This window comes from Myxacorys almedinensis A, from assembly GCF_010091945.1.
Classification (GTDB): domain Bacteria; phylum Cyanobacteriota; class Cyanobacteriia; order Leptolyngbyales; family Leptolyngbyaceae; genus Myxacorys; species Myxacorys almedinensis.
The window spans coordinates 14146-37423 of the sequence record NZ_WVIE01000012.1; the positions used below are offsets into that span (position 1 = coordinate 14146).

The following is a 23278-nucleotide window of genomic DNA, read 5'->3' on the forward strand; positions in this document are numbered from 1 at the left end:
ACCCAGCACCCCTACAATCCGCATCCTGAAACGTTCTAGAATAGCGGTCTGTGATGGAATGGTTCTGTCGTTATCCAACCCATCCACTGCCGACCTACGCACTACACATTACTACGATGCCGGACAATCTTAAGAGTCAAGCAATCACCCAAGGCGTGCAGCGCTCTCCCAATCGCGCCATGCTCCGCGCTGTTGGATTTACCGACGAAGACTTCACCAAACCGATTGTGGGAATTGCCAACGGACATAGCACCATTACCCCCTGCAATATGGGAATTCAACCTCTTGCAAATCGGGCTGAAGTCGGAATTCACGGTGCTGGCGGCATGCCTCAAATGTTTGGCACAATTACGATTAGCGATGGTATTTCGATGGGAACGGAGGGAATGAAATATTCTCTCGTTTCGCGCGATGTGATTGCCGACTCGATCGAAACGGCGTGTATGGGTCAAAGCATGGATGGGGTGCTGGCGATCGGGGGCTGCGATAAAAATATGCCGGGTGCGATGATTGCGATCGCCCGCATGAACATTCCCGCCATCTTTGTCTACGGCGGCACGATCAAACCCGGACACCTAGACGGCACCGATCTCACCGTTGTCAGTTCTTTTGAAGCAGTCGGGCAACACAGTGCAGGCAAAATTACCCAAGAGCAGATGATGGCCGTTGAGCGCCATGCCTGTCCGGGTTCGGGGTCTTGCGGTGGAATGTTTACGGCAAACACGATGTCTTCTGCCTTTGAAGCGATGGGCATGAGCTTGATGTATTCCTCTACCATGGCGTCTGAGGATGCGGAGAAAGCAGACAGTGCTGAAAAGTCGGCTCATGCCTTGGTAGATGCGATTCGGCATCAGCGATTGCCGCGTCAGATCATTACCCGTCAATCGATCGAAAATGCGATCGCGGTGATCATGGCAGTCGGTGGCTCGACCAATGCAGTATTGCATTTTCTAGCGATCGCCCATGCGGCTCACATTGACTTTACCATTGACGATATCGAAACCATTCGCGCTCGTGTTCCGGTTTTATGTGATCTCAAACCGTCGGGTCGCTATGTTGCTACAGATTTACACAAAGCAGGCGGCATTCCTCAAGTGATGAAAATGCTGCTGTCCCACGACTTATTACATCGCGATTGTCTGACCATTACGGGACAAACCGTTGAAGAATTGCTTAAAGATATTCCCGCAGAACCGCGCCCCGATCAAGACGTAATTCGCCCGTGGAATCGCCCGATGTATCCGCAAGGTCATTTGGCAATTTTGAAGGGCAATTTGGCAACCGAAGGCGCGGTGGCAAAAATTACGGGGGTCAAGAATCCGCAAATTACTGGACCTGCACGCGTGTTTGAATCGGAAGAAGATTGTCTGGATGCAGTTTTAGCAGGCAAGATTCGAGCGGGCGATGTGTTGGTGGTTCGTTACGAAGGTCCAAAGGGTGGTCCTGGAATGCGAGAAATGTTGGCTCCGACTTCTGCCATTATCGGAGCCGGATTGGGCGACTCGGTTGGGTTGATTACCGATGGTCGTTTCTCTGGCGGGACGTATGGCATGGTGGTCGGGCATGTGGCTCCGGAAGCCTTTGTTGGAGGTACGATCGCGCTGGTGCAGGAGGGCGATTTGATTACGATCGATTCTCCTGCCCGGCTACTGCAACTCAATGTTTCAGACGATGAGCTAGCCCGCCGTCGTGCTGCTTGGGTTCCTCCTGCGCCGCGCTATACCAGAGGCGTGCTGGCAAAATATGCCAAGCTGGTGTCGTCTAGCAGTTTGGGTGCAGTCACAGATCTGGGTTTGGGCTAGTGGTCTGTCAAGGCTGAAATGAGGGGTGAATGGGTACCTGGGTGACATCTCCAGCTACCCTCTCACCCCTCCACACCTCAACGTGAGGCTCTGATGTTGGGAGTTAAGTAAATCGCGATCGCACCCAGCCTGATAGCAACATCATCGTTATGCGCTGATCGTCATAGATTGCCATCGGGGACGATTCCTTTCGCGGTTTAGCCTGCATTGTTGATTCTTATTGCACTGTGTTTGTTGCCATGTTTTCTCTCCTTTTCCATTACTTGCTTTTACGTTATTCCCCTTCACGCGGGTCACAATTAATCATCCAGGGAGTACCAAACTGATCAACTAGCATTGCAAAACGGGATGCCCAAAACGTCTCCTGAAGTGCCATTCGGATGGTTCCGTTTTCTTCTAAAGCGTTGAAGATATGTTCTGCTTCAGATGGGTTGGTGAAGTGGAGTGAGACATAAAACCCTTGGGCGGCTTCAAACATTTCAGGAGGAGCATCAGCGCCCATCAACTCTTGATCACCTAGCATCAAGTGGGCATGCAAGATTTTGTTACGCCATTCTGGAGGGGTCTGCTCTGCCATCGGCGATTCTCCGTAAGTCATCATTGCCGTGATTTTGCCACCTAGACACTTTTCGTAAAACTTAAATGCAGACTCACACTGACCATTGAAGAATAGATAAGGATTCAAATGCATGAAAACCTCCTGCTAACTTATGGGTGATTGCAAAATGAACTAATGCGATCGCTTTGCGTTAGTTCATGCGTACTAAGTCTACTACAGATTTAACTGAGAAAATCTATCCTGAGAGGGAATTACAAGCAAGGCAGTTGTGTTGGAGGGTTGTTAGGTCGTTGGGTAGATGTTTTGACTGAGCAGGGGTTAAAGTCAACAGATGACAGAAATTTACAATTTTACTGGATTACCAATCGCTAGAGTAAACAAGGCTGCTGCTGCAAGTGCCGCGATTGTCCGAACATGGGCAATCGATTCTGCTAACGTTTGTCCACCATATTCATCGTTTTCAACGTGCACAAAGGTGAGGTCTGTAATCTCATGATCCGAAGACTGGTTAGGTAGGGGTCGTGATCATTCATCTTCTCATGGCGTCCGTTGGGTTGAAAGCCAGAATCGAAGATTGTACATGAGAATGCCGATGGCATGAATATCAGCCGCCAAGAACTTGCCTATGAGGCGATCGCTGATCGATTTTGCGCTACACCAGTTGAGCAATTTTTTACATTTAAACTGCGTCATAATGAACGAGCAGATCTACAAAGCATGGAATCTTCTCAACACCTAAAATCCGCTGAATGAATCGTTAACCTTGCAAGAAAGAGTCAGCGATGGAGATAAAAATAAGAAAAGAAGTTAACTCTGATGGTGCAGACATTAAGGCATTGACGACATCTGCATTTCTCAATGCTCCCCATACTAGCCACCGGGAGCCACTTATTGTGGATGCCTTGCGTGACTCAGGGAATTTGACAGTTTCTCTCGTTGCCGAGGCTGATGGACAAATTGTTGGTCATGTTGCTGTGTCCCCGGTTTCTATTGCCGATGGCAGCCAGGGTTGGTATGGTCTTGGACCGATCTCTGTAGCTCCGGAACATCAAGGTATTGGAATCGGATCGCGGCTTATGAGACAGGCGTTGGCTACTCTACGCGAGCTTGGTGCATCTGGATGTGTATTGCTTGGAGACCCTAAGTACTATAGCCGTTTTGGCTTTAAAGCAGAACCAAATCTTGCTCTACCCGATGTTCCACCTGAATACTTCCAAGCTATTTCATTTGGCACGCAACTACCTAGTGGACTCGTCTCATACCATGAGTCGTTTAATGGGTAGAATTAGCAATGTTGCAGAAGAACGAACGGGCAATCCGCTCCGATGAACCGTCTAAACACTGTCTAAACACTGTCTAAACAGTGCCAACAGCAAACAAAGTTGATGCATTTTGTAGTTTGAGAGAAATCTATGCAGATCACCGCTTCAGCAATTTCACTCAATGTCGATGATGTCACCGCATCGGCTACCTTCGTCAAACAACACTTTGGCTTTAGCGAAGAGATGTCAGCCGACGGCTTTGTGTCGCTCTCGCGACAAGACGCTGGGTTTAACTTAATCTTCTTGCGAACTGGACTAGAGAGCTTTAAGCCATCCCATATGCGCGGACATCGAGCAGATGGTCTGCTGATTGCTTTTGTAGTAGATGATATCGACACAGAATATGCACGATTACAAGCCGAAGGGGTGACAATTACGACTGCCATTGAAACCGAACCTTGGGGTGAACGGTTCTTTCAAGTTACCGATCCAAATGGTGTTGTGTTGCAACTGGTTCAATGGATGACTGAGCCAGCCTCTTAGCCGTGAACTTTTGATCGTTATTTCTGAAGTGCAATCAATGCTCTGCGATTCGCTTTGCGAAGCTCTAAACGATCGCGGCTCGTCTTTGAAGGAAGCGCTGAACGGCGTTGCTGAATCTGAGTATGCATCGCAGATCTGCCCTCTCCCTAGCTCTCTCCCAAACGGAGAGGGAACAAGAATTCTGGCTCTCTTTTTCTCAAGGAGAAGAGTTGGGGAGAAGGGCAAATCATACTTGCATTTAGCAACGCCCGCTGAACTTCCTGCGATCGCAGATGCTCTTCTACCACAACGTAAGTTTGACAGAGTTCCTTCGCTGCGATCGCCGATCCGGAAAGCCCCGCACAACGAAGTAGATAGTCTATATCGAACCCACGTTAATATGTGTCGGAAAAAACGACGATGAGATATCCATTCATCCTACCTTTGGTTGCTGTGGCAATCGTGGGTTCAACCTTGCCCGGAAGTACACAACCCGCTTCAACTCAAAAACCTGTCATTGCACCTCTAAACAAAAGCCGCTCCTACATCGGGCTGAAATATCGAGATGTTCCCCAAGGAGTGGACTATATAGGCGGTTGGGTTATTGACCTTCAGAAAAATGGAGACTTCAAACATGCTGTTACGCATGTGCGGGATCACAATGGAGAAATGCTTTGGTTGGATCGATTCATTAACCACGATCGCGCCACAGGCAAGGCAAATTTTCAAGTTGTAGATGTGCTTAAACTACCGCTTATCTCAAAGGCGCAAGTCTTCAGTGCTCATGGGTTTTGTATGAAGAACGGCAACCGAGACCCTGACTTGATTGCGATCGCAAAAGCCACAGATACACAGTACCGAACAACCATCTATCGCGCCTGGAAAGCCAATCGAGCCAAAGAAACATTTGAGGAAATCTCTACTAAAGGAATTACGTGCGAGAATCCGGCTTGGGGCGTCTAATCGATTGAGTGTGATGTTTGAATTTCAATTAACTCTTCTGCCAGCGTTTCTTCTAACGCCGTCAGCACCTGTTCAGGATCAGCCGCTTGCTGCATCATCTGAGCTTCCGGATCGTAGCGATTTTTGACATTTGGCAAATCTTCTCGTAGCTCTTCAATCAAAGCGATCAGTTTGGCAATCTTCTGTTCAGAGAGCAAACTTAGCTGCAAACTCAATTGTGCTCGCTGCTCGGCTAACTTTTCTTGCCGTTCTTGGCGAATCAGAACGCTAATCGTCATGACGAGCGATGCAAAGCCAAACGCAACATCTAACTCATTAAATGGGGGCGGATCAAACTGAGGCAACCCCAAGGGCAGCATGTTTACAAATGCCCACAGCAGCACAAACAGCACGGTGCCATAGAGAAAAGTGGGACGGCTGAAGAACCGAGTCATCGCCTCGACGATTCTGCGATGTCTAGAAAGGCTACGTTCTGCATTGGTATGCATCGCTACGATCGCATCAATATTTTGGCTGATCGGCTCTGGAAGTGGGGCAGTCGGAATGGAAATAGAGTGTTTACGCTGCTCTGGCATAAGGTGCTGCTCTACAAAACAACGGGGATACTCAACATAGCAGCCGTTGAGAGTCCTGCTTCACTACCGTTTGGAAGAATTATTTTGAGCATGAATCGCAGTGCCGTCAATTTGCACCTGGAAGAAGTATGAGGTTTCCATTCAACTGATTTCCCCAGCGAGTGGGGACGAGAGATTAATCATACGACTCGATCCAATTCTTTCAGTTTCCATTCAACTGATTTCCCCAGCGAGTGGGGACATTGAAAATTCATACTATCCCTCCGAAGGTTTGATAGAGTTTCCATTCAACTGATTTCCCCAGCGAGTGGGGACCGGAGTGTGATTGGGGTGAGACCAGAGCGCTTCTAATTTGTTTCCATTCAACTGATTTCCCCAGCGAGTGGGGACCCTGGATAGCTGCGTATGAGCAGGCGATAGAGGTTGGGTTTCCATTCAACTGATTTCCCCAGCGAGTGGGGACTTATATATATATATAGCCACGCCTCCCCCCTTACGTGTTTCCATTCAACTGATTTCCCCAGCGAGTGGGGACCTTTTTGACGTGCGGCAGCTTCAGGGCTTGCAAGACCGCGTTTCCATTCAACTGATTTCCCCAGCGAGTGGGGACCGAAATAAGCTATAACGGAGACCTGCTAACTGAGATCAAGTCGTTTCCATTCAACTGATTTCCCCAGCGAGTGGGGACTTGGGTTGATTGGATTTTAGGGTCGCTTGGTACGCTTGTTTCCATTCAACTGATTTCCCCAGCGAGTGGGGACCCCAAATTATGATGCCAGGATACCCGGAGAATTTAAAGTTTCCATTCAACTGATTTCCCCAGCGAGTGGGGACTTTACTCTGCGCTACGTGCCCGATCGCATTGTCCTGCTGGGTTTCCATTCAACTGATTTCCCCAGCGAGTGGGGACCTGTTCTTCGGTCTTTGAGACGCAAAGCGCCACCGCGAACAGAGCTAGAAAAACAATCAGTATCGTTTCCATTCAACTGATTTCCCCAGCGAGTGGGGACTCTTAAGACAAAAGTCAAACGAAGTCAAGTCAAGAATTATGGGTTTCCATTCAACTGATTTCCCCAGCGAGTGGGGACGGGACTATGTTCGCGCTAACCGCGACAAGTATTGGGCGTTTCCATTCAACTGATTTCCCCAGCGAGTGGGGACTGTTTAACAAATAAGAGGTCTTCCCATGAATATCCAATCTGTTTCCATTCAACTGATTTCCCCAGCGAGTGGGGACTAACCAATCTGCTAGGGCTTGGACGTTTATCCGTCCGCTGTTTCCATTCAACTGATTTCCCCAGCGAGTGGGGACGACTCGCGATCTGGATTTTTCTACTGTTTCTTTTCTTGATGTGTTTCCATTCAACTGATTTCCCCAGCGAGTGGGGACCCAGATGACCAGACACCTTCACCCATGGGTTCAGAGTTTCCATTCAACTGATTTCCCCAGCGAGTGGGGACATCGTTGTACTCGGTAAGGCTGATTGAAAGATTCAGCGGTTTCCATTCAACTGATTTCCCCAGCGAGTGGGGACCCGAAGTTGAAGTAATCAAAAACGGACAGCTAGTTAGTTTCCATTCAACTGATTTCCCCAGCGAGTGGGGACCCTCGCGGAGGCGCTCGGGTGGCAGCAAGATCTCGAAGGGTTTCCATTCAACTGATTTCCCCAGCGAGTGGGGACAATGGAGGACACAGTTGATTAGGCTATAAGTCGCGGCGAAGTTTCCATTCAACTGATTTCCCCAGCGAGTGGGGACATAAAAGTTTTAGCGCTTGAACTCTCCCCACAGAATGTTTCCATTCAACTGATTTCCCCAGCGAGTGGGGACACCCAATGGCTAAATGATTGGCTAACCCAATGGCTAAATGGTTTCCATTCAACTGATTTCCCCAGCGAGTGGGGACAAAGCTTGCACTAATCCATCAATCACTCTATTCAGCGTTTCCATTCAACTGATTTCCCCAGCGAGTGGGGACGCCGGGAAGATTGGAACATCTACGGACAAAATGGCACTAGATGGTTTCCATTCAACTGATTTCCCCAGCGAGTGGGGACTCGAGAAGTGAACCGTAAGCAAACAGATCAAAGTGTGTTTCCATTCAACTGATTTCCCCAGCGAGTGGGGACTGCTGTGGCGATCACGGGCGGCGCAATTAACGGCACCGCGAGTTTCCATTCAACTGATTTCCCCAGCGAGTGGGGACTTGAATCAGGGTTATCCAGTTGGGAGAACTCGGATATCAAGAGTTTCCATTCAACTGATTTCCCCAGCGAGTGGGGACATGCGGGGTTGAGTGTTCTACTACAACCTCTAACGCTGGTTTCCATTCAACTGATTTCCCCAGCGAGTGGGGACATTTCATTGAAACGGAAAGAGTGCAAGAACTATTCAGTGTTTCCATTCAACTGATTTCCCCAGCGAGTGGGGACAATTGGCATCCGCGGGGCGACCGGGGGAGATTTTGAAATGTTTCCATTCAACTGATTTCCCCAGCGAGTGGGGACCGATGAAGATGTTTATAATCTTCAGGTTACCGTAGGCACTTCTGAGTTTCCATTCAACTGATTTCCCCAGCGAGTGGGGACATCGGATATAATTTACCGGGAATTGATTTAAGCAAGATCAGTTTCCATTCAACTGATTTCCCCAGCGAGTGGGGACTTCATAATCAGGGGGGACGTGAAAGGATTTTCCCAAAGTTTCCATTCAACTGATTTCCCCAGCGAGTGGGGACCATCAACCAAACAAAGGAGAAAAAACCATGCAAGATTGTTTCCATTCAACTGATTTCCCCAGCGAGTGGGGACTCACGTTTTGCGTTCAGCAGCAGGAATGCCAAAATCGGTAAGTTTCCATTCAACTGATTTCCCCAGCGAGTGGGGACGCCCCAAACGACTGTTCTTCCATGATCGAGGCTAAGTTTCGTTTCCATTCAACTGATTTCCCCAGCGAGTGGGGACGGTAGATGGGGAATATCCGTTACGTCGCGAACCGGTTGAGCTAGTTTCCATTCAACTGATTTCCCCAGCGAGTGGGGACAATCTAGCGGATCTAGCAGCAAGCCTTGTTCATTTAAAATTGTTTCCATTCAACTGATTTCCCCAGCGAGTGGGGACACAGACGGAGCCGCCAGCTTTCGCAACGCCGAGCGATCGAGTTTCCATTCAACTGATTTCCCCAGCGAGTGGGGACGTGAATGAGTGTTTGAAGCAAGGCGTCACGAACAAGTTTCAAAGTTTCCATTCAACTGATTTCCCCAGCGAGTGGGGACAGAGAATCAAAGTCGGCCTGGATTCTGGAATATTGGTTTCCATTCAACTGATTTCCCCAGCGAGTGGGGACTTGCTCTTTCACCCACAGCCCCCAGCCTGCACCCTTATTTACTGGTTTCCATTCAACTGATTTCCCCAGCGAGTGGGGACCTTCTGGGGGAAACAGGCGGAAGTCGTGACCAACTTCGTCGTTTCCATTCAACTGATTTCCCCAGCGAGTGGGGACTTTCCAACCACTGTAGGGTCTCGATCTGATGAAACAGTTTCCATTCAACTGATTTCCCCAGCGAGTGGGGACCATTTAGAGAAGCGATCTAAGAACACGCCGCTTAAGGACTGTTTCCATTCAACTGATTTCCCCAGCGAGTGGGGACCAAACTTGAATTTACAGTTAGCGGCGTCAATCCAAGTTTCCATTCAACTGATTTCCCCAGCGAGTGGGGACCCTGCAACCATCCCTCGGTTACTCGTCCCTGTAAATAAGTTTCCATTCAACTGATTTCCCCAGCGAGTGGGGACGATAAGACGGATGAAGAAGCACGAACTCAGGAAAGCTTTGTTTCCATTCAACTGATTTCCCCAGCGAGTGGGGACATTATACTCTAGCCGGGATTTTGTCTTATATTGAAGGTTTCCATTCAACTGATTTCCCCAGCGAGTGGGGACCTGAAGCTTCAGATTTTTGGCAGTTAATTGATCAAGCCATTTCTCGTTTCCATTCAACTGATTTCCCCAGCGAGTGGGGACCTTCAGCAACGCCAATAAGCGCTATGACGCGCCCTTAGTGAGTTTCCATTCAACTGATTTCCCCAGCGAGTGGGGACCTAGGTCTACATCCTCCCCGGTGCTAGTTTTTTTGAGTTTCCATTCAACTGATTTCCCCAGCGAGTGGGGACCGAGATTGAAGTAATCAAAAACGAGCAAGTGATTAAAGATGTTTCCATTCAACTGATTTCCCCAGCGAGTGGGGACCCGAATAAAATTGACTCTTTTGACGGCTAGACTCATAGCGTTTCCATTCAACTGATTTCCCCAGCGAGTGGGGACGACTCGAAACCGCTCCTGTCTCCGTCCCCGATCTCCCGACTTGTTTCCATTCAACTGATTTCCCCAGCGAGTGGGGACACCTTTACAAAGGAAATGCAATCATTGTCTACACAAAAGTTTCCATTCAACTGATTTCCCCAGCGAGTGGGGACTCGAAAAAGAAATCACGACAATTGTTGAAAAATCTTACGGGTTTCCATTCAACTGATTTCCCCAGCGAGTGGGGACATCAAATTTGACTTTGCGATCGTCTGTCCGCTCCCTGATGGTTTCCATTCAACTGATTTCCCCAGCGAGTGGGGACCCCTTTTATTGAACCTGATTAGTAGCAGCTTGTCTAGCCATCGTTTGCGAAGGATCTTTTTACAAGAGCGTAAACACTGCATCACACACTCCCAAAAACGCTCGAAATCTTCTCCAGCCAAGCCACCGAGGGTTTGAACGAAAACTCAAGCATCTTCACCGATTCCTCCATCCCCCGCGACCTCACTACACCACAATCGACCCCGGCACCTGAGTAATGGGCACCCCGCCCCACGTTTCCACCTGCCGCAACGTATGCCCAGAAATCGGATAAAACCGTATGCTATCTTCCTGCAAATTCACCCGCTGCCGCATCCGTTGCCGCAACTCCTCATACTTCACCACAGGCAAAACACACTCAAACACCGAATATTGCACCCGCCGCCCATACCCTTCCAACAGATCCGCCACCTTCTTACGACGGGCATTACATGGAACATCATACGTCACCAAATAGAGCAACATCATCGAATCAAATAAGGTTTATAGCCAACCCTGGGATCTCGCACAAAATCTCGATACAACTTCACCTGTCGGTTTAGCAGATCCCAACGAGGCTGCTCCTCATCCCCCTCTCCAAGCCGCTCTTCCATGCGCTGAATAAACGATCGTAAAAAGGTCTTCCGCCCCGCATCATTTAGATAGCATCCCCCATTATCCGCCCAATCAAAATCTTCATCCACCCGCATCACCCCCCGATTCACCAAATACAACACCAAAGAATCCACGATCGGGGCACGAAACTCCTCAACCAAATCAGACGCCAACGCCGCATGACGCTCAGAACCCACATGCAAACAGCCCTCGTAGGGATCTAACCCCTGCAACTCAATCAAACTCAGAATGTGATTCCACAAAATCTGATACCCAAAACTCAGCATCGCATTCACCGGATCTTTTGGGGGACGCCGCGATCGCTCCTCAAACCGAAACGCCTCATTCGTAAAACACTGCCCCAACGCCGCAAAATAACACGCCGCGCCCGCCCCCTCAAACCCCATCAACTGCTCGATCGACGTTGCCTGCTCTGCCCGATAGATCAAATAACTCAACCCCCGAATCGCAGACGCCATCTCTGCCAACAGAGACTGACGCCGCTGCTGCCGCTGCAACATCACCCGACTATTTTTCAACTTTGCCTGCACAATGCTCACCGCACTGCAAAAGCACTCAGCCTCTAATAGCGATCGCTGCTGCCGCGCCAAGGTTCGATATCCCCGCTCGATCGACAACAGCCGCCCATAGCAACGCCCCATCCGCGATAGATACACGATCGGAATATTGCGCCACAAACATGCCCGAATCGCCTGAGTCGTCACCTGCGATTGGCTAAAAATCAAAATCTGTTCTACTAACGGCAGTGCCACATCTTGCAAAACAGTCTTGCCCTGCTTCACCAAAATGTGCTCTTGCTTTAACGACAAGTAACAGCCCGGTTGAGCTACATAAAGCGATCGCATCACCCTTCAGCCTCTCATGCGTCTACCTCACTGTATCGAGCAGGAAAGACGAGATCAGGAGTGGATTTTGCGGAACTTTGGGCAGTTAGTACAGAGTTATGTCTGTGAATGTTCTAGGGTTGTAGCTCGTAGGCTGCGATCGCCTTTTTTAGAGAGATGCGATCGTGTCTTTCAACTCCTGATGTACCTTTGCCATAAAACTAGTAGACTTGATTGATTCAAAATTGCTCGTTGAGTCTACCTGAGCAATAAAGTTTAGGCAGCCTAACAGAACAGCATTCCACTCTTCAACGTTGGTAGCTTTCCAGGCTTGAAATAAATTCTCTTCTTGCAAGCCTAAGAGCCGATGAAACTGCTGATTTCTCTCATCTTTTGCACTATACAAAACCGTCTTTATGTACTTATTTTTCTTAGACTCCGGTCGAACCGTTTCAAAAAGCATGTATAGGCTCTGACTGAATAGTCCTGTACTCAATGGAAGCCCTTCTTGACCTTTATCTATAGACTGCTGATTTTTTTCACGCTGTTCAGTGAGCCATTTCTTCTGCTTCTCTTCTATTCTCTCCCAGTATTCCGGCAAGATGTCCTTAATGCGCTCAGTGACTTGAGGAGAGCCTTTTTTGTCATAGACTATATAGTCTTTGTACGTCGTCTCTGCCCAGATACAAATTAGCCCTTCCACGGATCGAAAGCTATGAAACAATGCATCCACAATACTGCCTTGACGGTGACGAATAACAGCTAAATAGGCAGACTCATAGCCAAAAGACCACCATTTAAAATCTTCTGCTTTGATAAAATTCGAGTTCAATAGTAAGTCTCGGAAGCTCTGGAAATCCGCCAAATTCCACTGAATTCCCGCATCTAAAAAAACTTGTGTCTGAGTATCAAGTGCCCCACCAATCAAAACCTTGACACCTGCATAATCATAGCGATCGAGCAGTGCTTTAGCTTCCTGTAAACGAATTGCACCGAGGTATTTAGAACTTGCGATCGTATGAGTTCTATCCTCCCGATACTCACTACTGACGAGGAATTTAACACGATCGCCAAACTTCGCCAAACTCGCAAATTGCACCGCCGAAGAAATTGCTGGAGTTCCTGCCTGATGGCTCACATAAACCGTCTCTGGTTCAATGTTCAAACTTCTAATTTCCCGCTGCACCAATCCCAGCACCGCATCCCAATTATCCAACCCACGATCGACAGAATCTGGTTTTAGCAGCAATGGTGTCAGCAGTGCCTCTGGAAAATGCTCACAAAAGTAGCGCTCCAAAATTGGATAAAGCAGACAAGTATCCTGCCAGTAGGGAGAGCGGTTTGTGTCGCGTTCCGATTCAGGAAAGACATCCGCTTGATCGCTCATCAGCACGATGATTTGAGTGATCTCCACTGCTTGTTTCTTCAACTCCTGCGTAAACCCATCCAACAGCGGAAAGGTGAGGTTGGGTTGAATCGCCTCCGCCAAGCGGTCATAAGCAATCCCTAGCACCCTTGCAGGCAAGCGATAGGGTTCATTCTCATCATCCGTTGCTCTAGTTGGCTTAAACGGCAGCCTTTGAATCGATTTTTTAATCGTCCGATACCAATCATTCCAATCCTCATTATTTGTGAGTTGCACATCGCTACTTCCCGTTGTTACTAGCCAAATATTCATGAGTGCTCTAACTACCAAAGTTTTTCAAAATCACTGTTATCCCGCAGAAACTTGAGAAAATCCTGCGTTTTAGAAACCTCATCTGGGTTGCCCGATCGATTTGGGAAAATCGTCAGTAGCTCGACAAATTGTTCTGTCTTTCGCGGCGGCGTTTTCTCCGCCAGAGGCGGTAAATAGCGGGGATACATCCGATGCCACATTCGCCCAATTTGCCCCATTTTGCCAGTTAGGTCGGAGCGATAAATTGAGTTTTGTCCATGATAGGCTCCATGAAACCATCTCACCGCTACAGAATCATCCTCATCCTCCGCAATCCGTCCCCAAACTTCGACATTCTCTTTGCGCCAGGTTTCCTTCATCGTGACATCAGGGGGTCTAGGCGACAGATCTTTCAACATTGGAAATCCTGCAATTTTGCCCTGCAACCCATCTAGAAATCTCGTCACATCTGATAATTGCTTCACCGGAACACAGAAACTCAAGGACTTTTCCAGCAACTCCCAATGACATCCGATCATACATTTGTGTGAATCCTCCAAGTACTTTGGAAAAAACAGACGATGATCCGTTCGTCGCCAAGATTTGCCAAAACCTCCTAGTAGCAGTGAAAATTTGATGATCTGAGTTAGCAAAATTTTAAGGTTTTTGCGTTGCTGCTCTGATACATCTTGCATGACCAATAAGTTAAGGGTTGCTTCTCCCGTGTCATACACTGAAGCGCGATACTGATCGCGAAGTTCTAAATCTGGCGCGTTGAAAGCAGTTCCTAACTTACCTGCGATCGCGCCGTCTCTCCCTAAAAAGCCGCCCCACAGTTCCTTAGTAAATCGTTCTGCCGTTGCTTCATCAACGATTCCACTCAACAATCGGTGGGTATGCCCTCGCAACGCTGCTTTGAATACATTCGGACGAAACTCTCCAGTTTTATCAATACGCTGAGAGGCAATACCTTCGCCACACAGCCGCACGGTTAGTAGATTGCTCTCGCCGTGGTTTCTCGTTTGTCCATAGCCTGCACTGACGCGCGAACCAATGCCGCGCCCAATCGCCTGCTCCCAAATCTGCCAGATGGTTGCCCATTCTGTTGAACTCAAAACCTTATTGCTAGAGATCCCGAAAACAAACGTAGGCTGATACAGCGAAATTTGAATAAATGCGCCATTGTTTTTCTGTCCATTTAGCTGCCAGTCTTCTTGCGGATGCACCACATCAACAAGTGAATCATCCAACCACTTAGCATCTTTAGGATAGCCGCCGTGAAAGCGCAATAGACCCGGCTGGAGTTCCCCGTCTTTGCCCTTGCCGCCACAAAAGCGCAGCACATCTAGTGGACAAAGTTGCCTACAAGCTCTCAAAAAAGCACCCTTCATACTAGAGCCAGGAAAATAAGCCCAGCCCCGCTCTCCAATCACCGGACGAATCACCCCCGCATCTTGACCGCTGTTTGTCACCATGCGCCAAGTGAATCTGTGCTCACGAGTTTGCACATGTGCCTCAAACGTCGGCACCGTTTTGCGATCGCAGGCTTCTTGCCATTGCTGCGCCCAGTCATAGGCTTGTTGCTCTGCTTTCTGGCTGGGAATTAACCGTTGAATCTGCGATCGCTCCTCTACTTGCGCCTGAAACATTAACGGAACATAGTCATGATCCGACATTTTGCTTATCCCTCAATTTTTAGGTTTCTTGTAGCGCTGCGTCCACCAGACAAGGCTATCGCAAAGCTCAATCAAAATTGCTAGTGCGATCTTACGTTCCTCAATATCAAAAGCCCACAGCTTTTCTGACATCGCCTTGATTGATCCAGTATTTTGAGGACTCACCTTATCATTGGGAATCGTGATGCCTGCTTGCTTCATAATTTGGCAAAGCGCATCCCAAGTTGCTTTCCAAAATGCCGCTTTGTCCCGCTCCTTTTGCTCAAGTCGCAAATGTTCGCCCCAAAAGCGCTCTAGCCCATAGGCAGTTGTTGCTCGCATCTTGTGGCTTTCGCCTAGCACCTCGCGATCGCGAAACTTTATGATTAGTTCTTGAGCAATCCGATCGATTTCGTATAGCTTCCAACTCATGCGGCTACTCCTTCACCCTTCAACGTGATTTGACAATTTCCAAATCCGATTGACTCTAACCCACCCAAGTAAATCTCACCACTCTGATTGCCTTCGCCAAAGGGCTTCCAAACATCCTCCGTTTCGCGAATGGCAATCGGAAACACCATCACTGTGCCTTCAGGTAAAGCTTCGGTATTGAAGAATCCGCCCCTATCCACCACCCGTTTTTCATCATCTTTCAGGTGCACTCGGCTTTGACGATACAGCGCCATGTCGTGAATCATTCCAATCTCATCGTCAGCCACAACCACCGCAGGTAATTCTTCACCATCAGGAAACCAATGTTTTAGACTCTCTGTTTTCTTAAGATCCAAAAATCCAAAGTTAAAGAAGAGTTTCTGTTTACGTTCAACGTTAAGTGTTTTCAGCGTTGATGAACCTGTATATTTTTCTGGCACCCTAGCATTTTTCAGTTCGCCGCCCACAATGCGCTGATAGCGTTTTAGCAGTTTGGGAGAAGTAACCCAAACTACAGGCTGTCCTGGGCAAAAAACCGGAAGCCATAGCAACGACGCATATTCAAACTTCACTACCGATTCTGTAGTCGAATCTGACTCCCCTGTTTCCGCAGGCGCACCATACCACTGGTGTTCACTACCTGCCAAATCACGTCGCATCTCCGACCTAAAACGTCCGCGAATTGAACTCCCTGGAACAATTCCTGTCTGCGTAAACTGATCGCGAAAAATCAGATTGAGGTTGCCGCTTTCTTCGCCTGCTGTAGCTCCCACATGCAGCGGGGCTAGGGCTTCGATAATTCCGTAGGCTCGTTTGTACATGACTATTCTCCTTATGCGACACCATCAATTTCAACCGGAAGACACAATCCACACCCAAAATGCTTGAGTGGCAGTCCTTCCCTGGGAAACCACTCTTCTGGAAAATCCCACCAGGTTTTTTCCAAGGGTTTCTTAAATACATAGACTGTCCCTGGTGGCACAGCATAGCGCCCACGCCCTAGTCTGCCTCGCTGTGTTGATCGCTGACCGATGCGATAACGGTAAGGAATCGGTTTATCCGTCAGCATCTTCATTCCTGCTCGCGGGAATTCAGAATGCTTCGGATAACGGTGGGAGAGATGCTTAGATCCCCAAATCCCAGGAACAATCAAAGCACAGGCTTTCTGGATCTTGGTGTTGAGTAATTCATAAATCGGGCTGTCGGGCTTGATTTCCTGCGAGCTAATCTCAACCATATGCCCTTCACCCCCAAACCGATACCAGCCATCCGGCAACGGATAAGTGGATAGATAAACCAAACAATGGTCTTCGTCCATCTGCACTGCGTTCTCTAGAAACAGCCCATCCTGATCTAAAACATGCCGCTCATCGGACTTCATCTGAGGATGCAGAAACGACACATATTCCCAGGGCACCTTGCTCATTTCCTGATTATTCCGAATCTTTGAAGCGTTGCGTTGCCATGCGTCAATGCTTTGCCAGCGATAAGGAATCTCGATATCCTGCTTGGCTGGATCACGTTGCCATTGGCGTTGGGCATTCAGTTTCCATTCATCATCTTTATCGTCTTCAATGAGTCGGTGGCGCGGTATTGGCACGTAGAATGTGTCTGGATCATCCTGTTTTGCCCAGAAAGGTCCAGAGACAAATAGCTCATGCTTTAGAGTTTCGTGCGGCGCGATTTCATGACGCTTATTCTCGCTAAAAAAGAGTCCTGCAAGGGTTGCTGCATCGGGCGGAAATTTAGACCCTGAGCGCCCTATTAGGTTTTCGGGCGACAAAAAAGCGCCAGAACTGCCATAAAGAAAGCCCAAAGGAGACACAACAATTAGGTATTTGAACATAGCTGCCACCCCACTTGCACTAAATCATGAATCCACTGCACAACTGCTGCATCGGTGTTGTCACCAGCTATCGCACGCCACTGACCCTCTTCCTGAGGATGATTTTGAATTTCCTGACCTAAATCGTCAAAGTAGAGATCAAGCATAGCTAACGCAATATCTCGATCGATTGGGTTCTGATTGACCTCTCGAAATCGAATCGCATGACGCGATCGCAAGTGCGCCCAGTCGTTGTATAGATGAGTCCAGTTTCGACAGCGATCTAGAATCGGTAAATGCTGCCAAGGGCAAGTCCATTGCACAAACTGTCCGCTATTGAAGAGAACTCGAATGGTAACGCGATCGCGCCCTTTATTTTTTGCGATCTTCTCTGCTTCGCGGCAATGCTGAAGAACATCCCGTTGAGGAACTCGATTGGCAGCCCAGACAAATCCCATGCTGACGTTGATATTCTGACCGTGGGTTTGCCACTGCTGATCAAATTGCTTCAACCAGACCAAGGCTTGATTTGATAAATCGCTACTCTTAAGTTCAGAGTTGTAGAGAATGCCCAAGAAGTCATCTCCACCAGCATAAACGACCCGACCCAACTTTCTAGGAAAGCCTTTTTTGAAAGCTTTACCCCAATCCCGCATCGCTTTGCTGAAGATTGTTTGTTCTTCATCAGACGTGATCGTTTTCAGTTTGTCCCCTACTTTGTCGCCATCTCCCATAAACCAGCCCGTGTTTGCCTCGCGCTTAATTTCTGTAAAGCCTTCTCCTAACGGAGTCATCCCGATGGTCTCGGCGATTGGCGTGTAGGTCACAAGACGTTTAACGAGTTCAGGAATGCTGAGACGTTCATTAATAGCAATGTATTTGCCAATATCATCCGGCTTAGATTCCTCATATTCTTTTAATGCTGCTATCGACAACGGAGGTTTCCCAATGCGCTCATCTGGAGCATCCAGTAGCCAGGATAAACGTCGGTAGAAAAGCTCAAGTTCTTCCCTGAATTGCTGATGTTGGTCGGGTGTCAAAGATTTTCCTAGATCGCGAACTTCACCCAGACGCGGTCCTGCGATCGCATCGGTTCCACTCAAGCTTGAACTTTCACCCACCCAATTGATTCCTGTCCAATCTCGCTTCAGTTTGCGGCGTTCTAGATCCAGCATTGCTTCATCTGGTTCAGATCCCTGTCCCCAAAAGATCTCCCAGGTATATTGTTTCCAGCGTAGCCATTCTACTTGCCAGCAGAACTGTTCTTGAGGGAATGCTTCCTGCTCTAGCCAAGTCTGGCATGTGACAAGCACATGCTCCCACGCTTTAATCAGTGTGTTTGTCACCTCATTGCGATTAAAGTCACCTTTAATTAAAATCCGATTTGGCATTCCTTCTTGAACATTGATGAGCGCTGGAGAAATGACGATGAGATCGGGTGGCTGATCAGCCGCTTCAGCCAGCTTTTGGCTCAGGTAAGACAAAATTAAAGAAGCTCCGTACAAGTCGCGTAACTTACGAGATTTTTCGATGAATCCCTGTACGGGAGCAAAGCTGATCGCCGTGTACTTGGACATAGTGCTGCTAAATTTGCCGCGAATAGGGGACAGACCCCTAGTTTTTGATTAACGTCACAAATGTAACAAGCAATCTCTGTGATGTCCCAGGAACAAAAAATATGTTCACAAAAGTTTAGATTGCCCATAATGGCTTTTGAGAGAGCGTTTTTTAGAAAAACCAGTATGTTAGAAATATTCTCTTTTGAATTGACATTTAGATTTTTACAGAAAGCTCCGACACATCTCATACCTACGTTGAGTTATGCATCCCTACAGTGAATTCAAAGCCTTCACACGATTGCTCTTACTGATTACAACCTTCGTTCAGTATCCGGGAGTGGGTTCGCCCGATCCGTTTGTAGAAGAGGACGATCATGATGCAATGGAAGCAGTACTAACGCGAATGAAAACAATATCAGAAACGCTAGGAATCGAATTTTTAGATTGCTCTGTACACACATTGCGTAAAGATCTTAAAACGCTGCGGCAGTATGGCATTTTAGATCAACGTATGTATCGCTGGGGCTACTATCTGGGCACAGGCGCGCTCGATCGTGCTGAGCTACAAGCGGCATGGCAAGCGTTACAGATTCAGGCAGAAGCGCAGGGAGATCCGCAAATTCGTCAGGTAGTGAAGCAACTTGAGCAACGGCTGCGAGGGTTGAATCTGGAGTTGCAGGGCGAACTGTTTTATCCGGTGCGATCGCAGTCCCATCAAGTTATTCTCTACACCGATCCGGATGAGCTTCGACAACGGGGCATCTATGAGCGAGAGACCCTATTTGAGTGTTTAGAAGATCTCGAAAGCGCGATCGTCCAGGGGCAAGCGGTCGAGATTTATCATGCACGAGACCCCTACCATCAGAAGCCACGGGGATTTTTGCAGGTATACCCACTGCAATTGCTCTACCACGATATTGCTTGGTATCTGGTCTATGAGGAGACGGAGACAGGGCAGTTTGTGACGATGCGGGTAGACCGGTTGGCGGCTCAGTGTCGCAGACTGGAGATGGCACCACGGGGAACCGCGATTCAATTGCAGCAGTTGCGCCGGGTAGAGCAGTTGTTGCGCGATGGGTGGGGCATCAATTTGGGGGAGCGTGAGGAGCAACAGCAGGAGCTATCAGGACAACCGACGGCAGTGAAGGTAAAGGTGCGCTTTTTTGAACGGGTGGTGCCGTTTATTGTGGAGGGAAATCGGCGGCATCCGAAACAGACACTTCAGGTGGTGAAGAATGGGGCGGGGCAGGTAGAGGCAGTGGATTATGCGGTGGTGTTACCGCGCCGATCGCTGGAGGAGTTTTTTCGATGGGTGAATCGGTTTTTGGAGCAGGCGCAGGTGTTGGCTCCGGTGGAGTGGGTGGAAAAGTATGCGGTGCGATCGCAGCAGATGATGGAGCGCTATTCGCAAAGGGGAAGCGGAAAATGAGAGAGCGGCTGATTTCGGGACCAAAGGGAATTCCCTCTAAATGATCCATGCAACCGGATAAGTCTAATAAGATGAATTTTCTGGTGGATCGCTGCTCTCAAAGCCAACAACAGCAGGGATTTGCGCCGACAACCTAAACCTTGGGAAAGCGCATAGTCGCGATCGCAAACCTTAGCTCATTGCCGAATCAATGCACGATCGCTAGACCTGCCCAGAAGCCATTAAATAGTCGAGAAACGTATTCGCTACGATCGCGGCTTGAGTGCGATCGCGCAACTCTAATCGCGTCAAAATATGGCTGATATGATTTCGTACTGTTCCTTCTGATAAAAACAAAGTCTGGGCAATTTCTCGATTACTCGCACCCTTGGCAATCAGGCACAACACCTCTTTTTCTCTGGCAGTGAGTTCTTTGATTCCGGGTGGTAAGTCGTCGTCGTTCAGCACTTGAGGCACATGGGCAATCAACCGTTCAAGAATTCCAGGTCCAAATTGGGTATAGCCTTTATGCAGCGATCGCACTGCCTCTGCCAATTCCGCAGCAGGGGTATCTTTCAACAAATAGCCCTTTGCCCCAAACCGCAACGCTTCTGAGATATACTTCGCATCATCAAAGGTCGTGAGCATTAAAATTTTGAGGTCAGGATGCTGCTGACAAATTTGCTGCGTTGCTTTCACACCATCTAGAATCGGCATTCGGATATCCATCAACACCACATCCGGGAAGCGCTCAACCGTCTGTAGCGTGCTAAGTTGCAAAATGGCGTCTTGTCCATTCCCTGCTTCTGCAACCACTTGCAAATCCGGTTGGAGATCCAAAAGCGTTTTTAATCCTCGCCGCACAATTTCCTGATCCTCTACTAACAATATACGAATCATCGTACTAACCATAAAGTAATTTCCTTTACTGTTGCAGATTTATATTTTAAGCTTGTAAAGAGAAATAAGCTGTAATCCGGCAACCATTTCCAGGTTTACTATTAATGTGTAACTGCCCGTTTAGCTTTGCCGTTCGTTCTTGCATTCCTTTTAGCCCAAATCCGGTTCTCGGTTCATTTACCCAAAAGCCTTTACCATTATCTTCTAGTAAGAGCGACAAACCGGATGCAGAAGCGTGAATTTCTAGTGTCACCGCCGTTGCGTCTGCATACTTGCAAATATTCGTTAAGCCTTCTTGCACAATGCGGTACACAACGGTATTCAGCGCATGGGACGTGGGTTGCGTTAGCTCAATGTGATAGGTGGGACGGATTCCCGTTGATTGTTGAAATTCTTGCATCAGAGTAGCGATCGCAGTTTCAAATAATGCTCCTTGCAGGGGTTGCGATCGCAAATCCGAAACCGATTCCCGCACGGCGCTCAGCGCATCAGAACCGAGTTGTTTCGCTTCGACTAAAAACCCATAGGCTTTCTGGGGATGATCCTGCCACAATGCCAACGTTGTTTCGATCTGGATATTCAACGCCACTAATGCATGTCCAAGAGAATCGTGAATATCACGAGCGATGCGATTGCGTTCTTCGAGGGTGGCTAATTGCTCAACACGCTGAGTTAGACGGCAAATCGTGAGTTGATTCTCAATGCGGGCTAAGACTTCTTCAGCTTGAAACGGTTTTGTGATATAGTCACTGCCCCCGATCGCAAAGGCTTTAACCTTATCGATCGCTTCATTCAGCGCACTAATAAAAATGATCGGAATCGATCGCGTGTTGGCGTTTTCCTTCAAGTGCTGACAAACCTCGTAACCGTTCATCTCTGGCATATTGATGTCGAGCAAAATTAGATCTGGCGGTTGCGCTTGAACGCCCATCAATGCGGTCGCTCCATCCATCACGCTACGAATGTCGTACCCTTGCTCACTCAACATGGTAGACAACAATCGGAGATTGTCGGGAGTGTCGTCCACAATCAAAATATCGCCACGAGAAACGGGGTCAGGCATCATATCAAAGACTATAGATTAAAGAATGCAGAGATTAAAGAATGTAGAGCAAATCCTCAGATTAACGGATACTCCAGGCAAGATGGATTTAGAAATTGTTTGCGAAAGGAAGCGGGAAGAACTGGTGGAAGTTAGAGCAGGGGACGGAGATTCCGAATGAACTTCGAGTCGTGAATGATTAATGTGGGTGACTACTTTGAATGTGGGTGACTATCAGACACAGATGATTGAGGGCTATGCGTCAAAACAGTTAAACATTCGAGAGGCGAAAGCGGGAAGTACTGGGTGGGTCGTTTGGAGCGATCGTGTGTTGTGATGAGCATCTACTGATATAAATGTCAGGCGTTGCTTCTTCAAATTAGAACAATAAGATATGAAACTGATATTATGATGTACTGCTCACCAATGTTAAGAGTTGCGATGTTGTCTAACTTGATAAAGCAGCAGCATTGTTACAATTAGTCCAACTAATCCAGCCGCGATCGTATTGATCATGGCTTGGATTGCAATCATATTCGAGGGTGTAATCAATGTTCCTGATGATCCCACGGTTGTACCTACTTGATTCGGAGTAACGACGGTTGCACCCTGCGGCAACGACAACATTCTGATTGTTAATTCTCCTACCCGAAATAGAGCAATCAGCAGCGCGATCGTCATAATTCCCGTATTCGCAACAAGTCCGAGTCTCAAATCTCGAATCACTTCAGATTTCGCAGGACGTAGATCGCGATCCTCTAACTTACTTGCAAGTCGGGTATAGCGAAAACACCAGTAGATACTGAACATGAGAATGAATAAGCAAGCGATCGCCATCCATAAGCCCAACGAAAACGCCCCGGTTTGCTGCCGTCCTGGTTGAATGAGAACATTCGCAACCACAACTAAAATCGGGATGAACCCTAGCGCACATTGCAGCCCAAATCCGATCCAGCCAAGCCAGAGAAAAGATCGGGCAATCTGTCGAGGCGTTAGGCTGGATGCTTCAGGATCAAAGAAGTTGAACATAGGACAATTTCGATTTAAGGTTAA

Annotated in this window: 21 protein-coding genes and 1 CRISPR repeat array; of the genes, 6 read left to right on the forward strand and 15 right to left on the reverse strand. The window is 48.1% G+C overall.

Translation table 11 applies throughout. The features are described from left to right. The first annotated feature begins 53 nt into the window (after positions 1-53). Positions 54-1802, forward strand: a complete 1749-nt coding sequence (gene ilvD, locus GS601_RS11800; RefSeq protein WP_476638887.1) for a dihydroxy-acid dehydratase — start codon at positions 54-56, stop codon at positions 1800-1802. Positions 1803-2076: 274 nt separating this feature from the next. On the opposite strand, the gene GS601_RS11805 is transcribed toward ilvD, so the two are convergent. The 3 genes from GS601_RS11805 to GS601_RS11810 form a co-directional block, all read right to left on the reverse strand. Then, positions 2077-2493, reverse strand: coding sequence for a VOC family protein (locus tag GS601_RS11805; protein WP_162423494.1), 417 nt, complete (start codon positions 2491-2493; stop codon positions 2077-2079). Between the two features lie 210 nt (positions 2494-2703). Next, complete coding sequence (locus GS601_RS23605; RefSeq protein ID WP_274381974.1) at positions 2704-2832, reverse strand: hypothetical protein; 129 nt, start codon at positions 2830-2832, stop codon at positions 2704-2706. 66 nt (positions 2833-2898) lie between these two features. Beyond that, positions 2899-3054 (reverse strand): hypothetical protein, encoded by a 156-nt coding sequence (locus GS601_RS11810; RefSeq protein WP_162423495.1) that lies wholly within the window; start codon positions 3052-3054, stop codon positions 2899-2901. 89 nt (positions 3055-3143) lie between these two features. On the opposite strand from GS601_RS11810, the gene GS601_RS11815 reads away from it, so the two are divergent. The 3 genes from GS601_RS11815 (at position 3144) to GS601_RS11825 (ending at position 5108) form a co-directional block, all read left to right on the forward strand. After that, positions 3144-3644: a GNAT family N-acetyltransferase gene (locus GS601_RS11815; protein ID WP_162423496.1), complete on the forward strand. Its 501-nt coding sequence runs from the start codon at positions 3144-3146 to the stop codon at positions 3642-3644. Positions 3645-3773: 129 nt separating this feature from the next. Beyond that, complete coding sequence (locus GS601_RS11820; protein ID WP_162423497.1) at positions 3774-4166, forward strand: VOC family protein; 393 nt, start codon at positions 3774-3776, stop codon at positions 4164-4166. 399 nt (positions 4167-4565) lie between these two features. Continuing rightward, a complete protein-coding gene (locus tag GS601_RS11825) occupies positions 4566-5108 on the forward strand; it encodes a hypothetical protein (protein ID WP_162423498.1) in 543 nt (180 codons plus the stop codon). On the opposite strand, the gene GS601_RS11830 is transcribed toward GS601_RS11825, so the two are convergent. The 9 genes from GS601_RS11830 to GS601_RS11880 form a co-directional block, all read right to left on the reverse strand. After that, positions 5105-5683 carry a DUF1003 domain-containing protein gene (locus tag GS601_RS11830; protein ID WP_162423499.1) on the reverse strand — a complete coding sequence of 193 codons (579 nt, stop codon included), beginning with the start codon at positions 5681-5683 and terminating at the stop codon, positions 5105-5107. The two genes, GS601_RS11825 and GS601_RS11830, sit on opposite strands and share 4 nt — an antisense overlap. A 133-nt stretch (positions 5684-5816) precedes the next feature. Next, positions 5817-10309: direct repeats of the CRISPR family, unit length 36 nt; unit sequence GTTTCCATTCAACTGATTTCCCCAGCGAGTGGGGAC. 185 nt (positions 10310-10494) lie between these two features. After that, positions 10495-10776, reverse strand: a complete 282-nt coding sequence (gene cas2 / locus GS601_RS11845) for a CRISPR-associated endonuclease Cas2 (protein ID WP_238393233.1) — start codon at positions 10774-10776, stop codon at positions 10495-10497. Further along, positions 10773-11768 carry a CRISPR-associated endonuclease Cas1 gene (gene cas1 / locus GS601_RS11850; protein WP_162423500.1) on the reverse strand — a complete coding sequence of 332 codons (996 nt, stop codon included), beginning with the start codon at positions 11766-11768 and terminating at the stop codon, positions 10773-10775. The genes cas2 and cas1 overlap by 4 nt, the downstream gene beginning before the upstream one ends. 148 nt (positions 11769-11916) lie before the next feature. After that, complete coding sequence (locus tag GS601_RS11855; protein ID WP_162423501.1) at positions 11917-13425, reverse strand: hypothetical protein; 1509 nt, start codon at positions 13423-13425, stop codon at positions 11917-11919. A gap of 11 nt (positions 13426-13436) precedes the next feature. Next, a complete protein-coding gene (locus tag GS601_RS11860) occupies positions 13437-15080 on the reverse strand; it encodes a hypothetical protein (RefSeq protein WP_162423502.1) in 1644 nt (547 codons plus the stop codon). A gap of 12 nt (positions 15081-15092) precedes the next feature. Further along, positions 15093-15491: a hypothetical protein gene (locus GS601_RS11865; protein ID WP_162423503.1), complete on the reverse strand. Its 399-nt coding sequence runs from the start codon at positions 15489-15491 to the stop codon at positions 15093-15095. Then, the gene (gene cmr4 / locus GS601_RS11870) at positions 15488-16312 is read right to left on the reverse strand and encodes a type III-B CRISPR module RAMP protein Cmr4 (protein ID WP_162423504.1); all 825 of its coding nucleotides are present in this window, start codon (positions 16310-16312) and stop codon (positions 15488-15490) included. The genes GS601_RS11865 and cmr4 overlap by 4 nt, the downstream gene beginning before the upstream one ends. A gap of 11 nt (positions 16313-16323) precedes the next feature. Beyond that, positions 16324-17337, reverse strand: a complete 1014-nt coding sequence (locus tag GS601_RS11875) for a type III-B CRISPR module-associated Cmr3 family protein (protein WP_162423505.1) — start codon at positions 17335-17337, stop codon at positions 16324-16326. Continuing rightward, entirely contained in the window at positions 17322-18893 is a 1572-nt protein-coding gene (locus tag GS601_RS11880; protein WP_162423506.1) for a Cas10/Cmr2 second palm domain-containing protein, read from the reverse strand. Before GS601_RS11880 ends, GS601_RS11875 begins: the two co-directional genes overlap by 16 nt. 244 nt (positions 18894-19137) lie before the next feature. Here GS601_RS11880 and GS601_RS11885 point away from each other — a divergent pair, with 244 nt between their 5' ends. Further along, a complete protein-coding gene (locus GS601_RS11885) occupies positions 19138-20304 on the forward strand; it encodes a helix-turn-helix transcriptional regulator (protein WP_162423507.1) in 1167 nt (388 codons plus the stop codon). Between the two features lie 201 nt (positions 20305-20505). Here GS601_RS11885 and GS601_RS11890 read toward each other — a convergent pair whose 3' ends face one another. Beyond that, complete coding sequence (locus GS601_RS11890) at positions 20506-21195, reverse strand: response regulator transcription factor (RefSeq protein WP_338017022.1); 690 nt, start codon at positions 21193-21195, stop codon at positions 20506-20508. A 34-nt stretch (positions 21196-21229) separates the two neighbouring features. Beyond that, positions 21230-22249, reverse strand: a complete 1020-nt coding sequence (locus GS601_RS11895; RefSeq protein WP_162423508.1) for a response regulator — start codon at positions 22247-22249, stop codon at positions 21230-21232. Between the two features lie 184 nt (positions 22250-22433). Between GS601_RS11895 and GS601_RS23610 the strand changes: the two genes are divergently transcribed. Beyond that, positions 22434-22562, forward strand: a complete 129-nt coding sequence (locus GS601_RS23610) for a hypothetical protein (protein WP_274381975.1) — start codon at positions 22434-22436, stop codon at positions 22560-22562. A 92-nt stretch (positions 22563-22654) separates the two neighbouring features. Here the strand turns inward: GS601_RS23610 and GS601_RS11900 are convergent, their stop codons facing one another. Next, the gene (locus GS601_RS11900; protein ID WP_162423509.1) at positions 22655-23254 is read right to left on the reverse strand and encodes a DUF3611 family protein; all 600 of its coding nucleotides are present in this window, start codon (positions 23252-23254) and stop codon (positions 22655-22657) included. Positions 23255-23278 lie beyond the last annotated feature (24 nt).